The following is a 25,453-nucleotide window of genomic DNA, read 5'->3' as shown; positions in this document are numbered from 1 at the left end:
TCATGCTTTTCAGTTCTCTGTTCCAGCGCCGCAGGCATTTGCGGGAGCGTGGTGTGCTGGGTATGAACCAGCGCAACCATGCTTATATCGGTCGCTATAACGACCGCTCAAAGTTTCCTGTTGTAGATAACAAGGTCACCAGCAAAAAAATGGCTATTGCCGCTGGTGTCGCCGTCCCCCGGCTTTTGCATATTATTCACACCCAGCACGATATTCTGCGCCTACGTGCTGAACTTGAGCGGTTGGATGAGTTTGTTATCAAGCCTGCCAAAGGAAGTGGTGGTAAAGGTATTCTGGTGATTACCGGGAGGGAAGGCCGCGACTGGATTAAAGCCAGTGGCAGCCGGGTAACCTTTGAAGATGTTGAGCGGCATATCTCCAACATTCTCGGTGGTTTGTACAGCCTTGGTGGCAATAGCGATATTGCAATGATTGAAGGCCTGATCAAGGCTGACCCGGTGTTTGATCGGTTCAGCTTTGAAGGTGTCCCGGATATTCGCACCATTGTTTTTCAGGGTTATCCGGTGATGGCGATGATGCGCATGGCGACCCGCGCTTCAGACGGGAAAGCTAACCTTCACCAGGGAGCTGTAGGCGTCGGACTTGATCTCGCTACCGGGAAAAGCCTGAAAGCTGTTCAGTTTGATAAACCAGTAGCCAACCACCCTGATACCGGACATTCATTTAATGATCTGAAAGTTCCCCACTGGCGACGCCTGCTGGAGCTTTCGTCGGCCTGCTTTGATATGACCGGACTGGGCTATCTGGGAGTAGACATTGTTCTTGACCGCCTTCACGGGCCTTTGATTCTTGAGCTCAATGCACGACCAGGGCTGGCTATTCAGATTGCTAACGGGCAAGGACTTCTGCCCCGATTAAAGACAATTGAAGGATTACCGCATCCCCATATGTCTGCTGCTGAAAGAGTTGATTATTCTCAGGCGACATTCAGCGAGTCTGAGCATATGCCTGAGGAAAAAATGGTTCCAGAATTGGCATAGACTGAGAATTGCTCATGGCAGTATCCTTATAAAATTACTTTCCAGGGTAGGAAAGATAAGAGCTGCCATGAAAAAAATAAGAACATTACTTTTTCTCTTTTCGAGTCTTTTTCTTACAGGGCTTCTGACAGGCTGTACAACTCAGGATTTTGAAGTTTCTGATCTTGCCAAAAGTGATATTGATCTTGTGGCAGATGCCTTTATTACCACTGAAGAATCCCTGTTGAGGTCTCTAATGATCAAGCTCTACAAACGTAATCCAAAAGAGTTGAGAAAGGTTCGTGGGCAAAGTATCAAAAGCCGCTTGGAGCAAATCTTTGGACCTGCTGCCGGAATAACCTTTCAGGAACTGCAAGGCCACAGTGGTGCAGATGCCATGCTGCTGGCTTTTGATGATGCTTATAAAGGCGACAGGGTTTTTGCCCTTGTTGGTGGTTTAGCCGGGATGATCAGACAATCCTGGAATGGCCAGAGGGAGTTTTTCCTTCCCGACTCTCTGGATGAACAGAAGCTTTATAACAGCGCCAGAAATATTGAAATTGTTTCCTGGCGGTTACGCAGCCGGCTTCAGGACAATGGCAAACCTTACCTTGTTGCTCATGGCTCAGGGAGTGAGGTTAACTTTGCTTTTTCCCGTATCTTCGCCAAGCTCACCGCCCATCAGGATATGATGGCAACACTGGTGGCCCAGAAAAATAACAGGACCATCAACCGTGTTGTGCATGGGGTTGCAACCATGGCATTTCTGCCAATCTAAGCTGTAAGTTTGTAACTTAACAGGGATATCTGACGGCCAGAGCTTCCAGAACTATCTTTGCAGGTGTTTCTTCCAGGGTTTCCGGAACTTTGTTGGCGTATTTTACAGTCAGTTCAATCGCATATTCTGTGCTGACATTTTTAGGTACACAGAACTGTTTTAAAGGCGTTGTGCGTTCCATATCGCGCATGGCTGAGATGGTGGCAGAGGTGTAGGCGTAGCAACGCTGCCAGTTCTTGGACAATCGCTGCAGCATGTCACTTTGATTAATACGCTGATAATCTCCACAGGCAATCATATAGTCCTTGGTATCGACCATAGGATTGAAGTTCTGGTTATCAATGGTTTTGTTTGCTTGTTGTACATCACCGAAGGCAGGGGGCATAGCGAATGCTGAAATTGTCCAGAGCAATGTTATTCCAGCCAACAGGGTTTTCATCAACTTCGAGCTATACCGGTTAAGCGGGTTCATTGATTTGACCTCTCCTTAAGATGTTTTCGTTATATTGGTGGTTTATATGCTCCCTTTTTTCTATATACGTATCAATACGTATGCGGCAATCAAAGTGTAAAGGTTTTGTATTGTTGAGAGTTGTGTGGTCTTTGATTTGTAAGGGTTGTTTGATTATTCATCGTTCATAAAGTCAGATAATGAACGCTTTATCACTCAATGGCTTTCTGAATCAGATTCTTTGCTATACAGTCAGGCCGGATTTTTTACTCTGCTGATGGACCAAACCATGAAGCGTGAACTGGCGATCGAGTTTTCCCGGGTAACTGAAGCGGCTGCACTGGCTGCGTACAAATGGCTGGGACGCGGTGATAAAAACAAAGCTGATGCAGCAGCTGTGCATACCATGCGTACTCTGCTGAATCAGGTAGAAATTGATGGTGAAATCGTTATAGGTGAAGGGGAGATTGATGAAGCCCCTATGCTTTACATCGGTGAGAAGGTTGGTAAAGGTAGCGGTGATGCCGTTGATATTGCTGTAGACCCTATTGAAGGCACCCGGATGACTGCCATGGGGCAACCCAATGCCATTGCTGTTATGGCTGTTGCCCGCAAAGGTGGCTTCCTGAAAGCTCCTGATATGTATATGGAAAAGCTGGCTGTTGGCCCTAATGCCCGTGGAGTTATCGACATTGATCGCCCACTGGAAGATAACCTGCGAGCAATCGCCGGAGCGCTTGGGAAAGGTCTGGATAAGCTGACAGTGATTACCCTCTCCAAGCCTCGTCACGATGGTGTTATTAAGCAGATGCAGGATTTAGGAGTACGTGTGTTTGCTATTCCTGATGGTGATGTAGCCGCTTCCATTCTCACTTGCATGCCGGACAGCGAAGTAGACGCCATGTATTGTGTAGGTGGCGCTCCGGAAGGCGTTGTTTCTGCAGCGGTTATTCGGGCCTTAAATGGTGAGCTTCAGGGGCGTCTGGTGTTGAGAAATGATGCTAAGGGCGATACCCCTGAAAATATTGAAGCCGGTAAGATAGAGCTGGAGCGTTGTCGTGAAATGGGTATTGAACCTGGCATTAAGCTCTCCATGGAACGTTTGGTGTCCACTGACGAAGTGATTTTCTCTGCTACAGGCATCACTAAAGGTGATCTTCTTCAGGGCGTTGCTCGCCAGGGTAATATCGCAACGACTGAAACCCTGTTGATTCGTGGTAAGTCCCGCACTATTCGCCGGATTCAATCCACTCATTATCTGGAACGTAAAGACCCGGAAGTCTGTGCTCATATTCTGTAATTAGGCAGATTAGCGTGTGATGACTACAGTTCTCCCTCATTTTGGGGGAGAGCTTTCGAGTGAGACAAGCAACAAGAACGCGATGGCATGATATCTACGCGGCGGAACGTCAGGGCTTAACACCTGTTCCCTCCTCTCTTCGCAAAGGCCAGTTCTGGCCACTCTTTGCTGTGTTCTGTAACAGCATGATCAACCCCGCCACACTGGTGACATCTGGCCTTATGCTCACTGCCGGACTTTCCGTAACAACAACTGTGGTTGTTCAGGTTCTGGCAGTCAGTTTAGGTATGCTGCCATTTCTGGTGCTGGCTCGTGTTGGCGTAGAAGAGGGGATTCCCGGGCAGGTTTTCTGTCGGGCTGTATTTGGCATTAGGGGAAGCAAATGGATTACCTCGGTGCTTCGGGCAATCTGCTCCGTCTACTGGTATGCCTTCCAGACAATCGCTGCGATGATGGCGATAGATGCCATTTTAAAAAGCTATGGAATCTCGGTTCCTTTGGGATCGTTAGCTGCAGGATTCGCGGCTTTGCAGGGCGGTGTTGCGTTATCTGGTTACGGAGGTTTGTCGCGACTCTCTGAATTTACACTGCCACTGAAGCTTGGCTCTTTTGTGGTTCTTGGTATCTGGTTGTTGATGGTTGGCGGAGATAAAGCATCGGCCTCCCATGTTCTGAACTTTCAAGTGGATAGCTGGACCTGGGCCATTTTATTGGTCTGGTTTAATGGTATCGCTTCCAGCATGTTGTCCCTGATGACAGATGCTGCGGACTTTAGCCGTTACACCCGCAATACTTTGCACCTTGAAGCGGGAGTGTTTTCCGGTGTGATTGCAGGGACTGCCGTCGGGTCTTTGTTTGGTGCCTGGTGTGTGGCAGCAGGCGGAGCCTCCACCATCAACCCTTTTGATATGCTGGTGCAGTTGCAACCCGGAGTTATTCTGACCGCTCTTATAGTTCTGGTTACAGTTCTGGATGCTTGGACGATTAACGTGATTAATCTTTATACCGGTGGCTTCTCTCTGGCTAATAGTTTTGAAGTGTTGGGGCGCTTCAGGGCAACCGGCTTGATTATTATCATGGCCACATTGCTGGCGCTTTTCCCGGATGTCGTTCACCGTTATGTGGATATTTTATCTGTGGCAGGAGCTGTCTTTGGGCCGGTTTCTGGTGTGCTGCTTGGGTGGTGTTTCCTGCACAGGAAACAATTAAATGTTCACAATCTGTATAAGTCCGATGGGCAGTACTGGTACTGGCGAGGTTGGAATCTGAGCGCCTGTATTCCAATTCTACCGCTGACTCTGCTTGCTCTTTGGATACCAGCGCACTGGCTGGCAACTATTTTGGTAACTGTTTTAGCGTCAATAATGTTTTGTCTGCTGGAGCGCCTAAGCTGTAATTGATAAGGGATCAACAGGGGTGGGAAACATGGGGCGTAAAGGACGGTGGGCTGTTGCGTTTATCGTGTCTTGCTTGTTCCTGATCGGAGTTCCAGCACTCTTGATGTTGTCCTGGAGTTGGAAAATCAATGCGATGGATCAGTGGCCTGAACTTATCAGAATCGGCCTAATGGTTCTTTGCCCGATTCTTCCCCTGGTATTCTGGTACTCAAGACAATAGTTCAGGCTTCTTTGCAATTAGGTACAACAGTCAGTTGGGGTACTGTTGTTTTCTTGTGCATGTCGACATCAGAAACAACAGTCTTGTTTTTACCGGCGCTCTTCGCCATATATAAAAACTCATCCGCGGTATTAATGTCCTGCTCCAGACTGGTAGTGAAGTCTGTGGTATGAACGCCAAAGCTGGCAGTAATGCTGAGCTTATGTTTGCCCACCTTGAACTTTGCATCCTGTAAAGTCGTTCTTATCCGTTCAGCTACGGCGTAGGCTTCTTCACAGTGGGTATTGCCCAGCATGATCAGGAATTCTTCTCCTCCCCAGCGGGCAAGATGGTCTTCTCTGCGAATGTGGGACTCAAAGATTCGTGCTGCTTCAATAATGGCTGCATCACCAGCTGCATGGCCATGGTTGTCATTGAGTTTTTTGAAATTATCAATATCTGCAATGATGATTGAGTAGGGTTGTTCTGCGCGGATTCCCCGTGAACGTTCCCGAGTCATGCTCTGTATCATTCGGCGCCGATTGGACAATCCTGTCAAATGGTCGCTGCCAGCCTGAATTTCCAAGTCTTTAGCCAATTTGCACAGTTCTTTATTGGTGCGGTTCCACATGTATTCCATGCAGGCAGAAAAGGCTATAGAACTGCCGAATACGATGAGATACCGCAACCGGGAAACGAACTTATAGGTTTGTGCGTAGGGATAGTTCGGATTTAGAAAAATAATGCAGGCAATGGAAAAAACAACAAACATAACCCCTAAACCAGCACTGGCTCCCATCGTGTACATCACTATGGGTGAGAGGAGTAGCATCCACAGAAGTGTTCCCAGCTGGTGCTGGCTGATAATCATGAAATAGATAGAAAGCCCGGTAAGTGTCAGGGCGATAATCATTGATGATGGTTGGTGCCTGCGGGTGAACACAAAATGCGCACTGCCGAGCAGGGATATTCCACCAGAAATAGCCAGTGGAATAACCAGTGTCATATCACCAAGAAAGTAGTAAAAGGCTGAAATAGTGAAACACAGCAGGGTGATTATCAAATAGCACATGATACCTGCTGCAAAGACCCGGTTATCCTGGATATGGGATTTTTTCCACTCTCGAGAACTGGTGAGTTTTTCAGCGCTGAATGTTTCGCTCATGGGTTTCCAGATCTGATTGTGCTTTGCACAATAAACTCACCCCCGCAGCATCGCATTGCACCTCTTAGAAGGTGCAACTGGCATCGGTATATAAGCAGAGGTGAACAAATTTCAGTGTCACTTATAAGTGTGTCTGGAATATATCACGGGATCAGAATGAGAGATTGATTCAGTCTAAAACTAGGCATGAGTCAGTGTAAAAATCATTGTTTAATGCCAGATTTTATGATCAAAGCAGCGGACTAAACAGCTGGGCAATGTTTTCAGCCATCCTGGTGGTGAAAGGTCGCTTTTTCCAGTCTTTTTCATCTACAGAGTGAGAACGACTGATATAGTCCTCCATCAGTGTGGCAATATGCTGGCCAAAGCTCTGATCGTAGATAATTAATGTCAGTTCAAAATTTAGCCAAACACTGCGCATATCAAGGTTCACGGTACCAAAGAGAACGGTTTCCCGGTCAACAAGAACACACTTGGTATGCAGTAGTCCTGCAGTGAAATGCATGATATGAATGCCGGCATTTAGCAAGTCGTCATAGTAAGAACGGCTGGCGAAATGAACCATTCTTGAATCGTTCTTTTCAGGTACAACCAGAATCACTTTCACTCCTCTGATCGCAGCTGAACACAGGGCTGTTACCAAAGCTTCGTCAGGAACAAAGTAAGGAGTGGTAATAATCAGTTCTTTCTGACTTTCGTAGGCTGCAGCCAGAAGCACCTGATGAATCAGCTTTCTGTCTATACCCGGGCCGGAGGGAACAACATGCACTGGCGCCTTATTGTCTGGCGCCTGTGGCGTTGATATCGCAGAAGGCTGGTACTGAAAAGGCTGCCGACAGATCTGCAGATCTTCTCCCGTTTCCATAGCCCAGTCATAAAGAAATATGGCTCCTGTCGCATGAGCGGCAGGGCCCTGGATGCGCACCATTGCATCAATCCACTGCCCGACACCGGCATCCTGTTTAAACAATGCTGGATCTGCCAGATTAAAGCTTCCTGTCCAGGCAATGTCGTCATCAATAATCATCATCTTACGATGGTTACGAAGATCGATCCGTTCCAGCAGCATACGCAGTGGACCAACATGAAGAGATGAACGGATTCTGATGCCTGCAGCTTTCAGACGAAGGACTTCTTCGCTACGGAGGAACTGACTGCTGCCTACGGCATCCAGAAGGATTTTGCAGGAGACTCCACGGTGGGCAGCGTCTTCCAAAGCACTAAGAACATCATCAATTTGTCCACCGGCCTCACAGATGTAAAACTCCAGATGAATGGTTTCCTTGGCCTGCTGAATATCATGAATCAGGGCCTGAAAAAGGGTATCGGTTTCATGGTACAGGGACAGGCTGTTACCAGGCAGGGCCGGAATTCGGGTTGTGTGTTCTGTGAGGTTATAGACCCGGTTATGTCTTGGTTTTTCCCGGGTGTCCCGAGGCTCAGGAAAAAGTACCTGTTTCAGGTGATTGAACCATTCGTTGTAGGTTGGCGCATAACTTTCAGCCCGACGCAGGCGTTTGCTACCAAGACGACGGGTGCCGAACATGAGGAAAAGAACAATACCGGCAACCGGAAGAACAAAAAGAAGCAGCAACCAAGATAGAGACACACCAACCGGGCGACGCTTCATTATAATTACCAGCACAAACATGGCGATCAAGGCCATGTAGCCAAAGCCAGCAAAACTACTCAGCAGTGCAAGAGATGTTGGTTCTGAATTCATAATAAACTGGAGGTCGTTGTCCAGATTCGTTTCGTGGCACAGATTACATGCGAGACGAATGAAAAGACAGCTTTCAGGCGCGGCTGAAAGTTGACTGCCAGGCTGCCTATAAGGTATTGCCCAAGGTTTAAGGATTGCCCACAATAGGGCCAATAGAAAAAGCCTGATAAAAATAAAATGAAAACTGTTTTGGATCGAGTGCCCGGAAGTCTCTCCGTCTTATTACTGGTACTGGGTTTCATACTATCCCCCCTGAGCTTTTCTTCTGTTTTTGAGGTTGGAGATAACCAGCCCTATGAAACCCTTGGCACGAGTCTCGATATTTTTCGAACCAATGACAGCACTCTTGGTATAGATGAGGTTTCTGGAGATTACACAACCGCGTTCTCGAAAGTTCAGGTTGAACAGATAAATCTCGCCTATACCGATGAAACTGTCTGGTTGCGCATAAAACTGCGTAACCGGGACAGTGAAAAAATCCGCCTGTTCCTTAAATCCGGGTTTTCGCGCATCGATTCTATGACCTTGTATTCTCCTGATGGTTCCGGAGGTTGGGAGGTTTTAAAGGGAGGAGATCGTGTTCCTTGGAATGAATGGCCCGTTCAAAGCCGATTACTGACTTTCCCTTTGAATATGGAGCCTCTGGAAGAGAAAGCCTGGTATCTGAAGGTGAACAGCACAAGCACCATGCAGATTCTTCTTGGGGTTATCGGGGATACAGCCCTGGCAGAAAATACCGAACAGGGCTTTTTCTCAGATGGTGTTTTCTATGGTTTGTGCCTGGCGGTAATTTTTGTCTCGCTGATGATGTCGCTGGTCTTTCGTGAAGATCTGTATATCTTCTTTTTAATACACGTTGTGGCTGGCACCCTGACCGTCATGTCACTCGACGGTTCCGGTTTCCCGTTGTGGTCACCATGGCTTGATTTTCAGGAGTTTTCGGTCGTCTATTTTGAATGTATAGACGCTGCATTTTTAACCCTTTTTGCCCGGCGTTATCTGCGTTTAAGAGAATTTCTTCCCAGAATCGATATTATTAACCGGGTCTTTATCGGTTATATGCTGGCGCTTATCCCTGTAGCCTCCTTTTTCCCCTACTACGTCAGCTCTTTTATGGCAGTGATTCCTATCTCTTTCATGATTCTGGGAATCTTTATGCAGAGCCTGTTTCGGGCCTTACAGGGGGATAGGCCTGCAATTGTGTTCTCAATTGGCTGGTCTCTCTGCTTTACCATCTGCATATTTGTTGCGGTCTCCAATCTTGGCCTGACGCATAACTATGTAAATTCTGTTTACAGCCTGAAAATGGCATTTGTTACGGAATACTTCGTGCTTCTGGCCGGTTTGGGATTCAGGGTTTATCTGTTGCGAAGAGGGCAGGAAGAGGGAGAGATGAAGGCTCTCACTGAGCGGGCAGAGAACCAGGCTAAAGGGGAAATACTGGCCCGTATCAGTCATGAAATTCGCACGCCGCTCAATGGCATTCTTGGAATTACGGATCTTTTAAAACGCACTTCTCTGGATCAGCAGCAGGCCCGTTATGTGGGAACTGTTTCAGAGGCTGGTGGGTCACTGCTGACCATGATTAATGATGTACTTGATCATGCTCGTATAGATTCTGGACATATCAGTCTGGAACATATTCCTTTTTCATTACCGGATTTACTGGATCGTGTTGTTGATATGTTCCAGGTAGAAGCCGAGAGGAAGGGGTTACGCCTTCATTTTGAACTGGATTCAGACCTTCCGGATCAGGTGATTGGCGACCCAACACGGTTTCGGCAGATTATCGTGAACCTTTTGGGAAATGCCTGCAAATTTACTGAGCAAGGTCATATTCATTTTCGTATTCGTAAAGACTGGGTTGACGATGACTTCATCAGGCTGCGGGTTGAAGTAGAAGACACCGGCATAGGAATCAGTCCTGAACTTCGTGGTGTGCTGTTTAACTCGTTTACTCAGGGAGCAGATGACATCAGTCGTAAGTTTGGCGGCTCTGGCCTGGGGCTAACCATTTCCCGTCAGTTAGTTGAACTGATGGGAGGAAGTATTGATTTCGAAAGTACGCCGGGCGAGGGCAGTCGATTTTGGTTCCAGGTTTCACTGATGCCAGTGAATGCCGTACCAGATGAGGATGATTTCAACTTTAACATTGCCGACTACCGTTTTTACGGCAATAAGGTTTTGGTCGCAGAAGATAACGATACGAACTGGCTTGTTGTTTCCGCTTATCTTTCTGACCTAGGTGTTGAACCTGTTCGTGCAGAAGATGGCATTAAAGCTGTAGAGCTTTATCGGCATGAACACTTTGACCTTGTTTTTCTTGATTGCGCTATGCCAGGCCTCAGTGGCTTCGAGGTTGCCGCTGAGATGAAGGCAATTGAGTCTGGAGAAGGACGAGAACTGATCCCTATTATCGCTCTGACAGCCCATGTTTCAGAAACTGTTAGAACGCAGTGTCTGATGTCGGGAATGGATGATTATCTTGGTAAGCCATTTACTCGGGAAGAAATCGCGCTGATCCTGAAGCGTTATATTCTTCCCATCCCGGAAGCCCTACAGGCCGTTGAAAATAGCCATTGAGCCACTGACAAAACACAGGAGAAGAACCAAGGGGCGCAACGCACCAGGGTGTATGATTTTGACTATGTAGTGTGATACGCCAAGCCCACAGAGTAAGCCGGGCATAAGAAGTGCAGCAAGCCAGAGATGGTGCAGTGTGAAGCGTCCATAGAAAAAGAGAGCACCTAGGGATATTAAGCTACAGACGACACCTACACAGGAAAGGTTGGCTCGAACAGATGAACCTTTCTCATTTTGAAGTACCAGTGCCATCGGTGGGCCACCAATGGAGGCTGCTGTTGCTGTCACACCAGATGCAAATCCGGCCAGTAACAGGTTTGTGCGATTCGCTTTCACCGATATTTTAGTCACACTGATAAAAACGCTGCTGATCACTAGAACGCCAAGCATCATGCTGAGATGTTGCTTGGTCGCAACTCCAAGTAAAGCTGCTCCCAGGAGTGTGCCAGGGATACGCCCGATAATCAGCGCAGGGGTAATTGTTCTGCTTATGGCAGAGCGCTCTTTACATGCCAGGAATATCCCAAGGGGGATATACGTTATGATCAGAGGGGCAGGGATAAAATCAGGGCTGATGGAATAGAGGAAAGGCGCCGTAACAATGGCAAAACCAAATCCCATGGTTCCCTGAATAATGGCACCAGTAAAAGACAGTGCGAGAATAAGGCTGACCGTTCCAACGTTGAAAATTTCGGGACTCCATTCCATACAACAGTTGCTCTACATCTCTAACGTTGAAAACAACGGTCATTATATTGCTCTTCCGATCTTCATATTATTTCGCCTTTCCGAAGGTTGGCTGTTAAAAACAAGAGGTAGTGGTGAAAATAACAACAATAATGACAGTGGTGATGGTGGCACTTTTAACCGGGTGTGCGACAAATAGCGATCATCTGCCACTCACGAAAAGAATTGTTGGTGAAGAAGCTGTTTCTTCTGGCCCTGAAGAAGTCAGTGTGCAGTTTCTTGGTGTGGGCGGTTTTTTGATGCGTTATCAGGATGTCTCCGTTTTAACCGGTCCATCGTTTTCTAATCCTGGGTTTCTTGGTTTTCCACCGGCACCTTATCAACCCATTGCTCCTGACGAAGAACGCATAGACAAGCTGATGCCTGATGCTTCAGATGCCTCCATGATGCTGATAGGTCATGCCCACTATGATCATCTGCTGGATGTTCCCTATGTGATGAATAATCAGGCGAAAAATGCCCGTATTTATGGTTCCAAAACCATGAAGCACACAATCATTTCGGAAGTTTCTGCAGACCGTATTGAAATAGTGAATGGTAAGGCTGCAACGGCGGGAGCTCACCCTGGCGAATGGTTTTATGATGAAGAAAATAAAGTAAGGGTGATGGCTATTAAGTCGGAACACTCCCCGCACTTTATGGGGATAAAATTCCTGCAGGGAACGTACAACGAAGATCTTTCCGCTTTGCCCTGGGATGCTCACGCCTGGCTGGAAGGTCAGACTTATGCCTGGCTGGTGGATTTCCTGAATGATGATGGTCGTCCGGTCTACCGGGTTCACTTTCAGGATGCCGCCTGTAATGCCAGTATGGGAATACCTCCCGTTTTGAACGACGGAAAAAGGGTGGATTTGTCTCTTCAGACTGTTGGTGCTTCTCAGGAAGTGGATGATTATCCAGAAGCCTTGGTTGAAATTATGCAACCAAGAGTCAGCGTGCTGGGGCACTGGGAAGACTTCTTCGGCAATAATCCGGAAGGCCCTCACAAGCCCGTTATGTTCGCAGATATTGATGCATACATTGAACGTCTAGAATCTGCCCAGCCTGATGATGCTACCTGGGTAATGCCAGAGCCTTTAGCTGTAATGAATTTTCCGGTAAAAGATCTGTAAGATAAAAAGAAAAAACAGATGGGAGGCCGCAGATGGTAAGACCGTTTAGCCCCAAAAAACCAGTAGTTGAGAACAATGATTGGGAAGACTGCTGGCAAAATGGCTTTTCCGGCTGGCACCGGCCTTCCTGGAATCCTTATCTGATTCGTCATTTCCCAATGTTTGGTGTTCCAGCCGGGACGACTGTACTGGTTCCTCTGTGTGGAAAAACACGGGATATGGAGTGGTTGATTCGCCGAGGTTATCGGGTGGTCGGGCTGGAACTCTCAGAGTTAGCTATTGAAGACTTTTTCCGTGAACGGGGGCTGGAATACAAGAAAACAACTCAGTATGGCCATAATCTCTGGCGAGGGCCGGGTATCGATATCTGGGAGGGTGATATGTTTTCTCTTCCTGATGAACTTACGGAGGCCACTGTACTTTACGACCGAGGGTCTTTAGTCGCACTTCCTCCAGAGTTGCAGGAAAAATATGTCAGCAAGCTCAAAACTCTTGCCCCAGAGCTGAAGCATGGCCTGATTCTTGGGTTGCAGTACGACCAAAGTGTGGTGCTTGGCCCACCCTGGAGTTTATCTGCTGATAAGGTGCAAGAGCTTTGGGGAAAAGAATTTCGTACGGAAATGCTTGATTGCAACTGGAAATCTACTGACTCCGCAAGGCTCATGGATATGGGCGTTGAATTTGCTCATTTAACCATAAGGCTGGATCGTATCTAATTTCATACGTCCAAAATATGGAAGCCTGAGAAATCAGGCTTCCTGACGAAAACTTTTTTTGGAACCGGGAGCACTGAGAATATTGCTCAGACGGTTTTTCCAGAACAGACGATCATTGGACTCCAATTTATTCAGGGTGTCCTGTATCACCAGCAGGCAGGCTTCCAGAACTGTTTCATTCGGAAAGTTCAGATTTTCCATCTGACGAATCATATCCACAGCCAGCTTTACATGCTCAGGAGCTTCATCAAGTGACATATCGTTGCTCTCATATCCGTTATTGGGCTGAGAGGGTATGTCGGCATGTGCTTGTTCAGGCTTTAGGCTCAATTTAAAGAAACTCCATTTATTGCCGTTAGAGTCATTTGGTTTCCGTTGGATGATTTTACGGTCTTTGCCCTGTTAAGGGCGGCTTTGTTGGTGAATCATCTTATACCTGTCGGAAGCGATAGCTGTCATGATCGAGTGACATTAATTTTTTCACATTACTACGGACGGTAGTGGTCAGATACTGTACATCACCCTATGCAAAATACTGAAACCGTTCAGAGCCGGCGCTTGCTGGTGCTGATTTTGGGCACTCTAACGTGTCTTGGTCCTCTGGCCATTGATTTGTATCTTCCAGCGATGCCGGAAATAGCTCGTTCTATGGGAGAGCCCCTGGGACGTATTCAGCTAACACTGAGCGCATATACCATTGGGTTTGCTCTTGGTCAGGTAATTTTGGGACCACTCTCAGACCGCTATGGAAGACTGAAGGTTATTCTTGCAGGAACAGTGGCTTATGTGATCACTAACATCTTCTCTTCTATGGCAGGCAGTGCCACCGAGTTGATTATCATCCGTTCTATTCAGGCTCTGGCCGGTGCGGCGGTTATGGTGTGTATTCCTGCGATGGTTCGGGATCTCTTCCCTCGGGAAGAATGTGCAAAGGTTTTATCCTCTGTATTGTTGGTGATGACAGTTGCTCCTCTTGCCGCTCCAATTCTTGGTGGGCAGATTCTGCGTTTTGCTGGCTGGCCAAGTCTGTTCCTGTTTCTGGCGGGAGCGGGTGTTTTCGCTTTTATTCTGGCTTTATTCAAGCTCAAGGAATCTCTCCCTGAATCTCGCCGTATTCAGATGAGCCCCCAGCAGTTAATTGCTGCTTACAAAGAGGTTTTAACCCATCGGCAGGCAATGAGTTACATACTTGCTCATGGATTCTTCTTTGGCGGCATGTTCGCATTCGTCAGTGGTTCGCCTTTTGTTTATATAGAAATGTTTGGTGTTCCGGCGGATCAGTATGGCTTTTTATTCGGAATGAATATTCTGGGCATGGGGCTCTGCAATATTATTAATATGCGCTTGATGGGCGTTTTCCGATTAAGAAACCTACTGCGCTTTGGTTGCTATACCTCCTGTGTGGCCGGAATGGTTCTGCTGTTTAATGCCTGGACAGGTTTCGGTGGTTTAGTGGGTATTGTTGCTCCGGTGGTGGTTTTCATTTCCTGCATGGGCTTTACCGGACCAAACTCCAATGCTTTGGCACTGGAACACTTCCCAAGAATTGCCGGAACCGCGAATGCTGCCGCTGGTGTTCTGCGATTTGGTATCGGCGGAATCACGGCAGGACTGGCCGGTATTCTTCACAACGGAACAGCTGTTCCTATGGCAGCTCTGATGGCTGGTTGTGGAATACTTTCTGTTCTTTGTCTCACTCTGATTGGCCGTAAGAGTGATGTAGTGATGTCTGACGAAGAAGCTTCTGAAAATATTCTGCCTGTTAGAAAAGCAGCTTAAGCGATCTCATAATTTAAAGGCATCGCCTGCTTTGTTTTGTGCAGGAGATGCCATCAGACCTTTCTCATTTTTCAACTATGTCTATTGATATTTAATCGTGAACACACCCTGAAGGTATTAAGGAAAAGCTTTGAATATTAGGCAAGAAGGAGAGAAGAAAAAATGAAATTTTGGCTGTAAATATTAATCAAGAAAAAGAAATCTGGTAGAAGCGTAAATACATCTTCCACCAGGTTCCGTGACAGCAGTAAATCAGAGAGGGACAGTTATTAGAGTGGAACTACGTTGGTTGCACATGGGCCTTTTTGACCCTGGCCAATAGTGTACTCAACCTTCTGACCTTCATTCAGAGTCGCGTAACCATCAACTTTAATTTCAGAGTGATGTACGAAAAGATCCTTGCCGCCATCATCTGGAGTAATAAAACCGTAGCCCTTATCTGCATTGAACCACTTAACGGTACCTGTATTCACTTTCTGCTTTTCCTGATCAAAATGAACTTAGAGTATTCTGCTTTTCTGTAAAAAGAGCAAATTACAGGATTGAATTTTTTTAAAGAATAAAGCGGTTTTATTTCTGTTTTGTTAAGAAGTCTTTGTTTTAAAAGGATTTTGTTTGTAATTGTTTTTTTATAAAAAAGAGTTGAAAAGCAATAGAAAAAGGCACAAAAAAGCCACGACTAAGAATTTAGTCGTGGCTTTCGGATGCTGTGACTAAACAACAATTGTTTAGATCAGGGCAGCAGTGTCCTTAGCGATCATCAGCTCTTCGTTGGTAGCAACAACGATAGCAGTTGCCTTGGAAGAGTCTGTGGTGATCACGCCTTCGTTACCGAAGCGGCAGTCCAGGTTCTTCTGGTCGTCCAGATCGAAGCCCAGGAAGGACAGAGCTTTCAGAACCTTGCCACGGATCAGGTCGGAGTTTTCGCCGATACCGCCAGTAAAGGCCAGAGCATCAACACCGCCAGTGGCAACAGCCAGGCCAGCCAGCTGCTTGGCCAGAACGTAGCAGAATACGTCCATTGCCAGTTGAGCTTGCTTGTTGCCTTCAGCGCAGGCTTCTTCGATAGCGCGGCAGTCGTTGGACAGCTCGGAAATACCCAGCAGACCAGACTTCTTGTTCAGGATGTCGGTGATCTCGTCCAGAGAGTAGCCGTAAGTCTTGTTCAGGAAGGAGAAGACGTTAGGGTCAACGTTACCGGAACGGGTACCCATAACCAGACCTTCCAGAGGAGTCAGGCCCATAGTGGTGTCAACGCCTTCACCGTTCAGAACGGCTGCAGCGGAAGCACCGTTACCCAGGTGAGCGATGATCAGCTTGCTGTTGTCGATAGCCAGACCCAGAGCTTCACAGGCAGCCTTGGCTACGAAACGGTAGCTGGTGCCGTGGAAGCCGTACTTACGCAGGCCGTGGTCACGGTAGAACTCGTAAGGTACAGCGTAGGTGTACGCTTCAGCAGGCATGGTCTGGTGGAACGAAGTATCAAATACCACAGACATTGGCAGGCCTGGGAAGTGCTTCTCAGCAGCCTTAATACCAATCAGGTTGGCTGGGTTGTGCAGAGGCGCCAGGTGAGAGCAGTTCTCGATAGCCTGCATCACTTCTTCGTTTACCAGGCAGGACTCTTTGAAAGTCTCGCCGCCGTGAACAACACGGTGACCAACTGCTGCGATGTCGTCCTTCAGGCCTTTGTCTGCCAGCATGGACAACAGAGCGGCGATAGCTGCGTCATGTGCGCCGCCATTCAGTTCTTCACGCTCTTTGTTTCCTTCGAACTTCCAGCGGATGAAAGCTTCTGGGGAACCCAGGCGCTCAGCAATACCGTTGATGAACTCTTCGCCGGAGTTAGGGTTAATCACGGCAAACTTCAGGGAGGAGCTGCCGCAGTTAATAACGAGAATGTTTTCTTTGCTCATGGTCCGTATCAACGCTGATAACTGCCCGGGGGCTTGGGTGAACTTTGTACTGACAGGTCTAGTTGTGAATCCAGTGTTTTACCAGATTCATAGATCAATAGAACAGAGTACGGTAAAAATCATGTGCAAATTATCAACACAAGTTGATCCGGACAATCCGTAGAAACTGCAGTCTCGGAAATTTACTTGCTGCTGACTATTCGTATGCATTGGGAAGGTTGACAAGAAAAGAGAAGTTCCTGCGACATCAGATTGAGAGTCGCAGGAGTTATTCAGAGATCAGGGCATCACAACAGGGCAGGATACCTTGTGATTCTCTTCGCCTTTCAGGGCTGGCTTGATTTCAGCGCAGCTGTCCTGAACCTTCGGGCAGCGGGTACGGAACACACAGCCAGAAGGCGGGTTAATAGGCGATGGTAAATCACCTTCAAGCAGCTGAATGGTTTTGGTTCGCTCCAGCTCAGGATCGGGCACAGGAACAGCGGAAAGCAGAGCCTGAGTATAAGGATGAGTTGGGTTCGCGTAGAGGGACTCTGCTGTCGCCAGTTCAGCCTCGTTACCAAGGTACATCACCAATACACGATCACTGATGTGTTTCACCACCGACAAGTCGTGGGCGATAAACACCAATGCCAAACCCATCTCATCCTGAAGTTCTTTCAGCAGGTTCACTACCTGAGCCTGAATGGATACATCCAGAGCACTCACCGGTTCATCACAGATAACCAGCTTGGGCTTGAGAATCAAAGCACGGGCGATCCCCACACGCTGGCACTGGCCGCCAGAGAACTCGTGAGGATAACGGTTGATTACGTTAGGTAGCAGGCCTACACGGTCCATGATCTGGCGAACTCGGCTCTTAACCTCATCGGGGCTGAGGTTCGGCTCATAGTTGCGCAGAGGTTCAGCGATAATATCGCCGATAGTCATCCGAGGGTTCAGAGAGGCCAGTGGATCCTGGAAGATCATCTGCATATCACGACGTACGTCGTGAAAGCCTGCGTCATCCAGCCCGGCCAGATTCTTGCCGTCCCACATGATGTCACCGGAGGTGGCTTTTACCAGACCGATCAGGGCTCGGGCCAGAGTGGATTTACCACAGCCAGATTCACCTACAACACCGAGGGTCTCGCCAGGCATCAGGTCAAAACTGACACCATCAACGGCTTTTACTTTTGGGATTGGCTGCCACGGCCAGTCTCGAGCCGCAGGAATCGGGAAGTGAACGCAAACGTCACGAACCTGCAGGAGAGGTGTTTGATTACTCATTAAGCTTCTCCTGTCAGGTTTTCAGGCTGCCACAGGCAGGAGCGCTGGCGGCCGTTGCCAAAGTGAGTCAGTTCTGGCATCTGTTGACGACAGCTCTCCATAACATGAGAACAGCGATCCTGGAATGGGCAGCCTTTCGGCAGGCTCAGCAGGTTGGGCGGGTTGCCAGGAATGGTTGGCAGAATCGCACCTTCGGTCTTCAGGGTTGGAATAGATTCCAGCAGACCAATGGTGTACGGATGAGTTGGCTTGTAGAAGATCTCATCAGTGGTGCCGTATTCCATAGTCTGGCCGGCGTACATCACCAGCACTTTGTCACAGATGCCTGCCACCACCCCAAGGTCATGGGTGATCATGATGATGGCAGTGTTGAAGTCCCGTTTTAGGTCGTTCAACAGGTCCATAATCTGCGCCTGAACAGTTACGTCCAGCGCAGTTGTTGGTTCGTCGGCAATCAGCAGCTTGGGACGGCATAGCAGAGCCATGGCAATCATAACCCGCTGACGCATACCACCGGAGAACTCGTGGGGGTACATATCCATACGCTTGCGGGATTCTGGCATTTTTACCGCGTCCAGCATCCGCACGGATTCTTCAAAGGCTTCAGCCTTACTCATACCCTTGTGCAGCATCAGCACTTCCATCAGCTGGGTGCCGACTTTCATGTAAGGGTTGAGGGAGGTCATTGGGTCCTGAAAGATCATGGAGATCTTTTCGGCGCGGATTTTGTTCAGTTCCCGCTCTGGCAGGTTCAGTACCTGCTGACCTTCGAACAGGGCTTCACCGCCAGTGCGACCGTTTTTTGCCAGCAGACCCATGATGGAGAAGGCTGTCTGGCTCTTACCGGAACCGGATTCGCCAACAATCCCCAGGGTTTGTCCGGCTTCCAGTGAAAAGTTCAGATTGTTTACTGCGGTCACGTCACCATCAGGGGTGGAGAAGTGTACCTGCAGATCTTTGACTTCTAATAAACTCATAAATCAGGCTTCCACGTTCCTTTAGGGGTTACCGGTCTTTGGGGTCAAGTGCGTCGCGCAAACCATCACCCACGTAGTTGAAACAGAACAGGGTGATAACCAGGAAGGCGACCGGGAACGCCAGTTGCCAAATGGCAACTTCCATAGATTGAGCCCCTTCGTTTACCAGAGCGCCCCAACTGGTCATAGGCTCCTGTACACCCAGACCAAGGAAACTCAGGAAGGACTCAAACAAAATCATGCTGGGAACCAGCAGGGATGCGTAAACCACTACGATACCCAGAACATTGGGCACGATATGACGCAGGATAATAGATCGTGGTTTGGTGCCGCAGACCCGGGCTGCTTCGATAAACTCACGGCTCTTCAGGCTGATAGTCTGCCCGCGCACGATACGAGCCATATCCAGCCACGACACTGCACCTATGGCGAGGAAGATCAGCATAATCGAGCGACCAAACATGGTGACCAGCAGAATAACCAGAAACATAAATGGGAAAGATTGGAGAATTTCCAGAATACGCATCATGGTGCTGTCGACACGACCACCGGCATAACCAGCAGTTGCGCCATACAAAGTACCTATCAGTACCGCAACCAACGCGCCCATAATGCCGACCATAAAGGAGATGCGCCCCCCCATCAGGGTGCGGACAAACAGGTCACGACCGAGGGAATCGGTACCAAACCAGTGGCTGCTTTCCATATCGGGCGGTGCGGCCATGTAGCCCCAGTCGATAGCATCAAACTCGTGGGGGGAAAGCATTGGGCCAACGATAACCAGAACACCCACACAGGCGAGGATGACAAGGCTGGTTACGGCAGCTTTATTTCGCAGGAAACGAGCCCGGGCATCGGCCCATAGGCTTCGCCCTTCAACATCCAAGGAATGATCAAGGCCGTCTTTGCCAAGAGAATCGGCAAACTTGCTGACTGCGGCTTTCTTATCCGCATCGGGGGTTAAAGTTGTCATCAAGTTGCTCCCTTACTGATAACGGATCTTGGGATCGATTACCGCATAAAGGATGTCGACAATCGCAGTAAACAGAATGGTCAGGGCACCGATGATAATGGTCAGACCCAGTACCAGTGAGTAGTCACGGTTCAGGGCGCCGTTCACAAAGTGTTGTCCGATACCTGGCAGGCCGAACACGGTTTCAACAACTACGGAACCTGTGATGATGCCGACAAACGCGGGGCCGAGGTAAGAAACAACCGGCAGCATGGAAGGGCGCAGAGCGTGACGGGTGATGATCACCTTCCAGGGCAGGCCTTTGGCGCGGGCGGTACGGATGTAGTTACTGTTCAGCACTTCGATCATGCTGCTGCGCTGGATACGGGCAATGGAGGCCATATACATAATGGCCATCGCTGTTACCGGCAGAACCATATATTCCCAGCTGCCGCCATTCCAGCCGCCGGCCGGAAGCCAATGCAGGGTAATGGCGAATATCAAAACAAGGAGCGGGGCGATAACAAATGACGGTAGCACCACCCCGGTCATCGCCAGCGCCATGATGATGTAATCAAGAATCGTATTCTGTTTAAGCGCCGCTATTGTGCCTATGGATATTCCTATCACCACAGTAAACAGAAACGCCACAGAACCTATTTTCAGGGAAACAGGGAAGCTCTGCTCCAGAAGGTCGTTAACCGTATAATCACGATATTTGAAAGAGGGGCCGAGGTCGCCTTTGGCCAGATTGCCAAGATAGAGGAAGTATTGCTGCCAGACGGGTTTGTCGAGGTTGTACTTGGCTTCGATGTTTTTGAGAATTTCCGGAGGGAGATTTCGCTCGCCGGTAAACGGGCTACCCGGGGCGGCCTGCATGAGAAAGAAGGAGATCGTAATCAATACCAGAAGGGTTGGTATTGCAATAGCAAAGCGTTTGATTATGAATTTCAGCATGAACTTTGTCTGTCCTTAAAGCAGCTGCAGCCTTAAGCTGCAGCTGCCAGGTTCACCAGCCTTTAGTGCTTGATGATGTATAGGTCGCGAGCGTAGACATTGTCTTCAGGGTTTTCCACGGGATACCCTCCAACAAATGATTTAACCAGACGACCAGTTACATACTGGAAGATAGGAGCAATGGGCATTTCAGACGCTAGAATCTTCTCTGCATCTTTATAATACTCACTACGTTCTTCGTCTGTTGCAATAGACATTGCATCGTTAATCAACTGGTCATACTCAGCATTGCTGAATTTTGAATGGTTGTTACCGTTCTCAGTTGTTAGAAGGCTGAGCATGGTTGAAGCTTCATTGTAGTCACCAATCCAGCCTGCTCGAGCAATCTGGTAGTTGCCATGGCGCCGGCTCTCTAAGAAACTTTTCCATTCCTGATTCTCTAGAGTAACGTTCACCCCTAGAGCTGTTTTCCACATTTGGGAAACTGCAACAGCAACGTTTTTGTGGAAGTCGCTGGTGTTATACAGCAGGGTAACGTTTAACGGGTTGCTCTTATCGTAACCGGCCTCTTTGAGAAGCACTTGTGCTTGAGCTATGCGTTCTTTTTGGGAAAGTGTTGACCACTCTTCTTTAGGGTCTCCAAATGCAACCACATTGTCAGTAGAGAAAGTAAAGGTTGGCCTTTCTCCCTGACCTACAACCTGATTTGCAATGATGTGACGATTGATCGTGTACGAGAGTGCTTTTCTTACACGGGCATCATCAAAAGGAGCTTTCTCATTGTTAAATTCGTAGTAATAGGTGCCAATTTGTGGGCTGACTTTAATTTCGTCAGGGATTTCCTTCCGAAGTTTACGCAGGTGGGCCAGAGGAATCGCTGTGCTTCCGTTTGTGATATGCAACTCGCCAGCTTTGTAGCGATTTAATTCTGCATTCTCTGACTGAATGGGTAACCAAGTAACCTGTTCGATAACGGTCTTATCGTTATTCCAGTAGTTCTCATTCCGTTCAAGAACGATTTTTTCGTTTACAACCCACTCTTTTAATTCATATGCACCGTTAGAGACCATATTGCCTGGTCGTGTCCAGCTTTCACCGAACTTCTCAATAGCATGCCTTGGAGCTGCAAAAGTCGTTTGATGAGCTAGCATCTTTACAAAGTAAGGAATTGGCTTTTCAAGAGTAACTTGAAATGTGTGGTCATCGAGAGCTTTTACTCCTAACTCTGTAGGTGGCATTTCACCAGCGATGACTTCATCAGCATTTTGAATGCCCGGAATTTGCATATACCAGGAGTAGGGAGACGCAGTAGCTGGGTCAACAGCGCGCTGGAAGGCAAATACATAATCATGAGCTGTTACAGGCTTGCCGTCGGACCATTGTGCATCTTTGCGCAGTGAAAAAGTAAAGAGTGTGTTGTTGTTTTCAATTTCCCAGCTGACGGCTCCAGCAGGAATTGTATTACCTACGCTGTCTTGAGATACCAGCCCTTCAAACAGGTCTTTGGATATACGAGAACCTGGGCTGCCTTCAATGCGCTGGGGATCCAGGGACGCAGGTTCTGAGCCGTTATTGCGCACAAGATGTTGGACTTCGGCCAACTCTACACCTGCTGGCACCTCTGCAGCCTGAGTTGGAATTGCTGCACTTACTGCCGCTGCAACCAGCGAAAGGCTGGCTAATAATTTCTTCGTTCTCATCCTGCGCCTTATAAGTTAATTTCTGATAACCACACATGGACAGTCTGTGACTGCCGAAAAATCAGGTGTGAGATGTTTTTGGCTACAGCTGTAGCAGTTCTGCTTTCACGCTACTGCCACTCTGTTTTATTGAAGTGAGCGATCCTTACTCATTTGCATACAGAATACTGCTTGATTACTCGAGATATAACCGACAGGGGCGGTTAAAAAACAAACAGACTTCTGCGTACGTATTAGTCACTATATCCGGAGTAAAGGGGATTCTTCAAGGGTGATATATTGATGGAAATCAAGGAGATAGCTGTTTTTAGAGTATTTTTTTGCAGGGGTGTCTTTGGCTTTATGATTTCACTTTTTGTAGTGGCATTATAAGTAAAACTTACTGTTGATAAGTGGTTTTCGGGTAAAGGTATTGTGAGTAAATTTACAAAAATTACAGATGAGAAAAGATGTTGGTGGTGTCACGGTGATGACCTCTACCGCGATTACCATGACCACGAGTGGGGAGTTCCCTGTAGGGATGATGACATGTTGTTTGAATTCCTGGTTTTGGAGGGCGCTCAGGCGGGACTATCGTGGATTACAGTGTTAAGAAAGCGTGAACACTACAGAACGGTGTTCGACAATTTTGACCCCCGTAAAGTGGCTGAATATGGGCCGGAGAAAGTAGAAGAACTTTTGCAGGATGCAGGCATTATTCGTAACAAGCTGAAGGTGAACAGTGCGATTCGCAATGCAAAAGCGTTTCTGAAGGTTCAGGAAAAGTATGGATCTTTTTCGGAGTTTATCTGGTCGTTTGTGGATGGCAAAACAATTCATAACAGTTTTGCTTCTCCATCAGAAGTGCCTGCGTCTACAGACATATCGGATCGCATGAGTAAAGCTCTGAAAAAAGAAGGGTTCAATTTTGTTGGTAGCACGATTTGTTATGCATTTATGCAAGCCTGCGGCTTGACGCAAGATCATACGGTAAATTGCCACCGTCATTACACCAACCAAACCTTTACTGAGAAAGACGGTGTAGCATAAAAGCCGCATAGAAAGGGACTTTAGCCACTCATCGTCCAGTAGTGCCTTATGCAGTGCGAAAGGTACTACCTCTTCTGAACCCAAAGTCACCTTAGAGAGTGCCAAGGATGCTTATTGGTCAACGCCCAATAAGCACTTCATGCAAGCCACCGGGATGGTTAATGATCATACGGGAAACTGCCACAAGTACACGGCGCCCTAACATAAGATGACCAATAGCCCCTAAAGGAGCTATTGGTTTGTTTGCTAGCTAATTTCTGGAACCTATCAGGCGACAGCTATCAGGCGGCTAGCTATAGGGCGGCTAGCTATAGAGTTATTCGGGCCCAATATCGGAGAGTAAAACTCAGGAAATTTGGACTGTGGAGCTACAAATGTGATTTCTACATTCTTCACCGCTGTAGGTAGGTTGCGTGGCTGTTTGCCATTGAGAATAAGATCAGTTTGATACTGTGCTTTGCCACGCATTAAGTTTTCAGTGGTTTTTTGAACCCCTTTCTTTACTACACCTTTAACAACGCCTTGGACGAAAGTGGCTCCTGCTCTTTGGGCTAATGCATACATAGTCATACTCTCCGTAGTGGTTGTGTCTGTATGCTTTAACCCTAGTGAGGAAGTTCCTTTTCATCTGTAAGCTATTAGTCGATACGACTTTAGTTGTACGGAAGAAACAGGCCTTCAGCTTGCGAAAAAAGGTGCTGTAGCTGCCGGAAGAGCAACTACGACTTTCGGATAATGAATCTATAGGGCTGCGCCATCAAAATGCTGCTTTTCCAGGGCTGACAGATCAAGGTCGTCTACACAATTAAGGTTCACTCTGCAGAAGCCAGGTATTCTGAAGGTTTCATGGTAGGTATGGATACCGCAATTCTTGCAGAAATAATGCTTGGCGACTTTGGTTCTGAACCGGTAAACACCTAATGACCCTTCATCGGCATCAATTTTCAGATCACTTTTTGCGATCGTGAAAGGCGTCATTACTGCGCCCTTCCTGCGGCATATCGAACAGTTGCATTCAATGGTGCTGGTGAGTGCTTCAGGTGCCTGAAATGAAAAGCGTACGCTGCCGCAATGACAGCTACCCTGATACGTATGCATGCTCTTTTGCCTCCTTTATATTATAAAATGAAACTATCATTTCAGAAGTCAAAGAAAAACTATCCGATAATAATGGCCGGCATTGAATAAATGATAAAAACGGTAAACAGCATCCTTTCGATGAAAAACCTGATTATCATCTACTGGGCTCTGTTCTGGCTGATGAATGGATTGGATAAATTCTTCAACAGAACGAATCTGGGTGTATTCACATGGTATGGCAAAGATCGTACAGAGCAATTCGGGACGTACTTTTCTTTTGCCAACCTCCCTGAAAGTGGGGTGGTTTTTCTGTTATGCACAATTGGGATTTGGGAAATCCTGATATCTCTATGTTTGATTGTTTCGTTGAAAACTCAACTTTTTAAGCTCAGCCTGAGTAAAGACTTCTTTAATCTTGGAATGAGCCTTGGCGCTATAACATTTATTATATTCAGTGTCTTTGATGTTATTTTCGGGGATAGGGCTGAGCACTTGGAACATGCGACATTCTTGATTTTTGTCATCGTTAGCTATCAGTTTGTATTGTTTTTTGATGGTGGGAAAAACTACAGAGGATAGCCCACTTCAGTTTACATGAGATTATAAGGGTAGCTTGATCTTGAAGTCGAATAATACAGTAGCT

The 25,453-nt window shown here is 47.6% G+C and carries 24 protein-coding genes; 10 read left to right on the top strand and 14 right to left on the bottom strand.

Annotated elements, in window-relative coordinates:
- Positions 1–2 precede the first annotated feature (2 nt).
- Complete coding sequence (locus ACY2RR_RS03485; RefSeq protein WP_490106752.1) at positions 3–1,001, top strand: alpha-L-glutamate ligase-like protein; 999 nt, start codon at positions 3–5, stop codon at positions 999–1,001.
- Positions 1,002–1,068: 67 nt separating this feature from the next.
- The gene (locus tag ACY2RR_RS03480) at positions 1,069–1,758 is read left to right on the top strand and encodes a hypothetical protein (protein ID WP_490106751.1); all 690 of its coding nucleotides are present in this window, start codon (positions 1,069–1,071) and stop codon (positions 1,756–1,758) included.
- Positions 1,759–1,774: 16 nt separating this feature from the next.
- Here ACY2RR_RS03480 and ACY2RR_RS03475 read toward each other — a convergent pair whose 3' ends face one another.
- Positions 1,775–2,230, bottom strand: coding sequence for a Rap1a/Tai family immunity protein (locus tag ACY2RR_RS03475; RefSeq protein WP_490106750.1), 456 nt, complete (start codon positions 2,228–2,230; stop codon positions 1,775–1,777).
- Between the two features lie 268 nt (positions 2,231–2,498).
- On the opposite strand from ACY2RR_RS03475, the gene glpX reads away from it, so the two are divergent.
- Positions 2,499–3,509 (top strand): class II fructose-bisphosphatase, encoded by a 1,011-nt coding sequence (gene glpX, locus ACY2RR_RS03470; RefSeq protein ID WP_490106749.1) that lies wholly within the window; start codon positions 2,499–2,501, stop codon positions 3,507–3,509.
- Between the two features lie 59 nt (positions 3,510–3,568).
- Positions 3,569–4,909, top strand: coding sequence for a purine-cytosine permease family protein (locus ACY2RR_RS03465; RefSeq protein WP_490106748.1), 1,341 nt, complete (start codon positions 3,569–3,571; stop codon positions 4,907–4,909).
- Positions 4,910–5,127: 218 nt separating this feature from the next.
- Here ACY2RR_RS03465 and ACY2RR_RS03460 read toward each other — a convergent pair whose 3' ends face one another.
- Positions 5,128–6,270 (bottom strand): GGDEF domain-containing protein, encoded by a 1,143-nt coding sequence (locus ACY2RR_RS03460; protein WP_490106747.1) that lies wholly within the window; start codon positions 6,268–6,270, stop codon positions 5,128–5,130.
- Between the two features lie 229 nt (positions 6,271–6,499).
- The gene (cls, locus tag ACY2RR_RS03455) at positions 6,500–7,993 is read right to left on the bottom strand and encodes a cardiolipin synthase (protein ID WP_490106746.1); all 1,494 of its coding nucleotides are present in this window, start codon (positions 7,991–7,993) and stop codon (positions 6,500–6,502) included.
- A 177-nt stretch (positions 7,994–8,170) separates the two neighbouring features.
- Here cls and ACY2RR_RS03450 point away from each other — a divergent pair, with 177 nt between their 5' ends.
- Positions 8,171–10,576, top strand: a complete 2,406-nt coding sequence (locus tag ACY2RR_RS03450) for a hybrid sensor histidine kinase/response regulator (protein WP_490106745.1) — start codon at positions 8,171–8,173, stop codon at positions 10,574–10,576.
- Here ACY2RR_RS03450 and ACY2RR_RS03445 read toward each other — a convergent pair.
- Complete coding sequence (locus tag ACY2RR_RS03445) at positions 10,550–11,284, bottom strand: sulfite exporter TauE/SafE family protein (protein ID WP_490106744.1); 735 nt, start codon at positions 11,282–11,284, stop codon at positions 10,550–10,552. The genes ACY2RR_RS03450 and ACY2RR_RS03445 overlap by 27 nt on opposite strands.
- Before the next feature lie 113 nt (positions 11,285–11,397).
- Between ACY2RR_RS03445 and ACY2RR_RS03440 the strand changes: the two genes are divergently transcribed.
- Both ACY2RR_RS03440 and ACY2RR_RS03435 read left to right on the top strand, forming a co-directional pair.
- Positions 11,398–12,435 carry an MBL fold metallo-hydrolase gene (locus tag ACY2RR_RS03440; protein WP_490106743.1) on the top strand — a complete coding sequence of 346 codons (1,038 nt, stop codon included), beginning with the start codon at positions 11,398–11,400 and terminating at the stop codon, positions 12,433–12,435.
- A 32-nt stretch (positions 12,436–12,467) separates the two neighbouring features.
- Positions 12,468–13,151 (top strand): class I SAM-dependent methyltransferase, encoded by a 684-nt coding sequence (locus ACY2RR_RS03435; RefSeq protein WP_490106742.1) that lies wholly within the window; start codon positions 12,468–12,470, stop codon positions 13,149–13,151.
- Positions 13,152–13,184: 33 nt separating this feature from the next.
- Here ACY2RR_RS03435 and ACY2RR_RS03430 read toward each other — a convergent pair whose 3' ends face one another.
- Positions 13,185–13,409: a DUF2496 domain-containing protein gene (locus tag ACY2RR_RS03430; RefSeq protein WP_490106741.1), complete on the bottom strand. Its 225-nt coding sequence runs from the start codon at positions 13,407–13,409 to the stop codon at positions 13,185–13,187.
- A 267-nt stretch (positions 13,410–13,676) separates the two neighbouring features.
- Here ACY2RR_RS03430 and ACY2RR_RS03425 point away from each other — a divergent pair, with 267 nt between their 5' ends.
- On the top strand, positions 13,677–14,930 hold the full coding sequence (locus tag ACY2RR_RS03425; RefSeq protein WP_490106740.1) for a Bcr/CflA family multidrug efflux MFS transporter: 1,254 nt from the start codon (positions 13,677–13,679) through the stop codon (positions 14,928–14,930).
- Positions 14,931–15,199: 269 nt separating this feature from the next.
- On the opposite strand, the gene ACY2RR_RS03420 is transcribed toward ACY2RR_RS03425, so the two are convergent.
- From ACY2RR_RS03420 to ACY2RR_RS03390, 7 genes are all read right to left on the bottom strand, one after another.
- Positions 15,200–15,403, bottom strand: coding sequence for a cold-shock protein (locus ACY2RR_RS03420; RefSeq protein WP_490106739.1), 204 nt, complete (start codon positions 15,401–15,403; stop codon positions 15,200–15,202).
- A 255-nt stretch (positions 15,404–15,658) separates the two neighbouring features.
- On the bottom strand, positions 15,659–16,846 hold the full coding sequence (locus ACY2RR_RS03415) for an acetate kinase (RefSeq protein ID WP_490106738.1): 1,188 nt from the start codon (positions 16,844–16,846) through the stop codon (positions 15,659–15,661).
- A gap of 279 nt (positions 16,847–17,125) precedes the next feature.
- Positions 17,126–18,115, bottom strand: coding sequence for a murein tripeptide/oligopeptide ABC transporter ATP binding protein OppF (gene oppF, locus ACY2RR_RS03410; RefSeq protein ID WP_490106737.1), 990 nt, complete (start codon positions 18,113–18,115; stop codon positions 17,126–17,128).
- On the bottom strand, positions 18,115–19,092 hold the full coding sequence (locus tag ACY2RR_RS03405) for an ABC transporter ATP-binding protein (protein ID WP_490106736.1): 978 nt from the start codon (positions 19,090–19,092) through the stop codon (positions 18,115–18,117). The genes oppF and ACY2RR_RS03405 overlap by 1 nt, the downstream gene beginning before the upstream one ends.
- A 28-nt stretch (positions 19,093–19,120) precedes the next feature.
- On the bottom strand, positions 19,121–20,065 hold the full coding sequence (gene oppC, locus ACY2RR_RS03400) for an oligopeptide ABC transporter permease OppC (RefSeq protein WP_490106735.1): 945 nt from the start codon (positions 20,063–20,065) through the stop codon (positions 19,121–19,123).
- 12 nt (positions 20,066–20,077) lie between these two features.
- Complete coding sequence (oppB, locus tag ACY2RR_RS03395; RefSeq protein WP_490106734.1) at positions 20,078–21,001, bottom strand: oligopeptide ABC transporter permease OppB; 924 nt, start codon at positions 20,999–21,001, stop codon at positions 20,078–20,080.
- 62 nt (positions 21,002–21,063) lie between these two features.
- Positions 21,064–22,701 (bottom strand): ABC transporter substrate-binding protein, encoded by a 1,638-nt coding sequence (locus ACY2RR_RS03390; RefSeq protein ID WP_490106733.1) that lies wholly within the window; start codon positions 22,699–22,701, stop codon positions 21,064–21,066.
- 414 nt (positions 22,702–23,115) lie between these two features.
- Here ACY2RR_RS03390 and ACY2RR_RS03385 point away from each other — a divergent pair, with 414 nt between their 5' ends.
- The gene (locus ACY2RR_RS03385) at positions 23,116–23,730 is read left to right on the top strand and encodes a DNA-3-methyladenine glycosylase I (RefSeq protein WP_490106732.1); all 615 of its coding nucleotides are present in this window, start codon (positions 23,116–23,118) and stop codon (positions 23,728–23,730) included.
- 267 nt (positions 23,731–23,997) lie between these two features.
- Here ACY2RR_RS03385 and ACY2RR_RS03380 read toward each other — a convergent pair whose 3' ends face one another.
- Both ACY2RR_RS03380 and ACY2RR_RS03375 read right to left on the bottom strand, forming a co-directional pair.
- Entirely contained in the window at positions 23,998–24,294 is a 297-nt protein-coding gene (locus ACY2RR_RS03380) for a hypothetical protein (protein WP_490106731.1), read from the bottom strand.
- A 177-nt stretch (positions 24,295–24,471) separates the two neighbouring features.
- The gene (locus ACY2RR_RS03375) at positions 24,472–24,828 is read right to left on the bottom strand and encodes a GFA family protein (RefSeq protein WP_490106730.1); all 357 of its coding nucleotides are present in this window, start codon (positions 24,826–24,828) and stop codon (positions 24,472–24,474) included.
- A gap of 120 nt (positions 24,829–24,948) precedes the next feature.
- Here ACY2RR_RS03375 and ACY2RR_RS03370 point away from each other — a divergent pair, with 120 nt between their 5' ends.
- On the top strand, positions 24,949–25,389 hold the full coding sequence (locus ACY2RR_RS03370) for a hypothetical protein (RefSeq protein WP_490106729.1): 441 nt from the start codon (positions 24,949–24,951) through the stop codon (positions 25,387–25,389).
- The last annotated feature ends 64 nt before the right edge of the window (positions 25,390–25,453 follow it).

Source organism: Parendozoicomonas sp. 2304DJ65-17 (genome assembly GCF_058148445.1).
Note: the sequence above shows the minus strand (reverse complement) of the source record. Positions and strands in the feature narration are given on the sequence as shown.

Coding starts and splice junctions, on each gene's coding strand:
- ACY2RR_RS03485 (WP_490106752.1), top strand. CDS start 3: ATGCTTTTCAGTTCTCTGTTCCAGCGCCGCAGGCATTTGCGGGAGCGT.
- ACY2RR_RS03480 (WP_490106751.1), top strand. CDS start 1,069: ATGAAAAAAATAAGAACATTACTTTTTCTCTTTTCGAGTCTTTTTCTT.
- ACY2RR_RS03475 (WP_490106750.1), bottom strand. CDS start 2,230: ATGAACCCGCTTAACCGGTATAGCTCGAAGTTGATGAAAACCCTGTTG.
- glpX (WP_490106749.1), top strand. CDS start 2,499: ATGAAGCGTGAACTGGCGATCGAGTTTTCCCGGGTAACTGAAGCGGCT.
- ACY2RR_RS03460 (WP_490106747.1), bottom strand. CDS start 6,270: ATGAGCGAAACATTCAGCGCTGAAAAACTCACCAGTTCTCGAGAGTGG.
- cls (WP_490106746.1), bottom strand. CDS start 7,993: ATGAATTCAGAACCAACATCTCTTGCACTGCTGAGTAGTTTTGCTGGC.
- ACY2RR_RS03450 (WP_490106745.1), top strand. CDS start 8,171: ATGAAAACTGTTTTGGATCGAGTGCCCGGAAGTCTCTCCGTCTTATTA.
- ACY2RR_RS03445 (WP_490106744.1), bottom strand. CDS start 11,284: ATGGAATGGAGTCCCGAAATTTTCAACGTTGGAACGGTCAGCCTTATT.
- ACY2RR_RS03435 (WP_490106742.1), top strand. CDS start 12,468: ATGGTAAGACCGTTTAGCCCCAAAAAACCAGTAGTTGAGAACAATGAT.
- ACY2RR_RS03430 (WP_490106741.1), bottom strand. CDS start 13,409: ATGTCACTTGATGAAGCTCCTGAGCATGTAAAGCTGGCTGTGGATATG.
- ACY2RR_RS03425 (WP_490106740.1), top strand. CDS start 13,677: ATGCAAAATACTGAAACCGTTCAGAGCCGGCGCTTGCTGGTGCTGATT.
- ACY2RR_RS03415 (WP_490106738.1), bottom strand. CDS start 16,846: ATGAGCAAAGAAAACATTCTCGTTATTAACTGCGGCAGCTCCTCCCTG.
- oppF (WP_490106737.1), bottom strand. CDS start 18,115: ATGAGTAATCAAACACCTCTCCTGCAGGTTCGTGACGTTTGCGTTCAC.
- ACY2RR_RS03405 (WP_490106736.1), bottom strand. CDS start 19,092: ATGAGTTTATTAGAAGTCAAAGATCTGCAGGTACACTTCTCCACCCCT.
- oppC (WP_490106735.1), bottom strand. CDS start 20,065: ATGACAACTTTAACCCCCGATGCGGATAAGAAAGCCGCAGTCAGCAAG.
- oppB (WP_490106734.1), bottom strand. CDS start 21,001: ATGCTGAAATTCATAATCAAACGCTTTGCTATTGCAATACCAACCCTT.
- ACY2RR_RS03390 (WP_490106733.1), bottom strand. CDS start 22,701: ATGAGAACGAAGAAATTATTAGCCAGCCTTTCGCTGGTTGCAGCGGCA.
- ACY2RR_RS03380 (WP_490106731.1), bottom strand. CDS start 24,294: ATGTATGCATTAGCCCAAAGAGCAGGAGCCACTTTCGTCCAAGGCGTT.
- ACY2RR_RS03375 (WP_490106730.1), bottom strand. CDS start 24,828: ATGCATACGTATCAGGGTAGCTGTCATTGCGGCAGCGTACGCTTTTCA.
- ACY2RR_RS03370 (WP_490106729.1), top strand. CDS start 24,949: ATGAAAAACCTGATTATCATCTACTGGGCTCTGTTCTGGCTGATGAAT.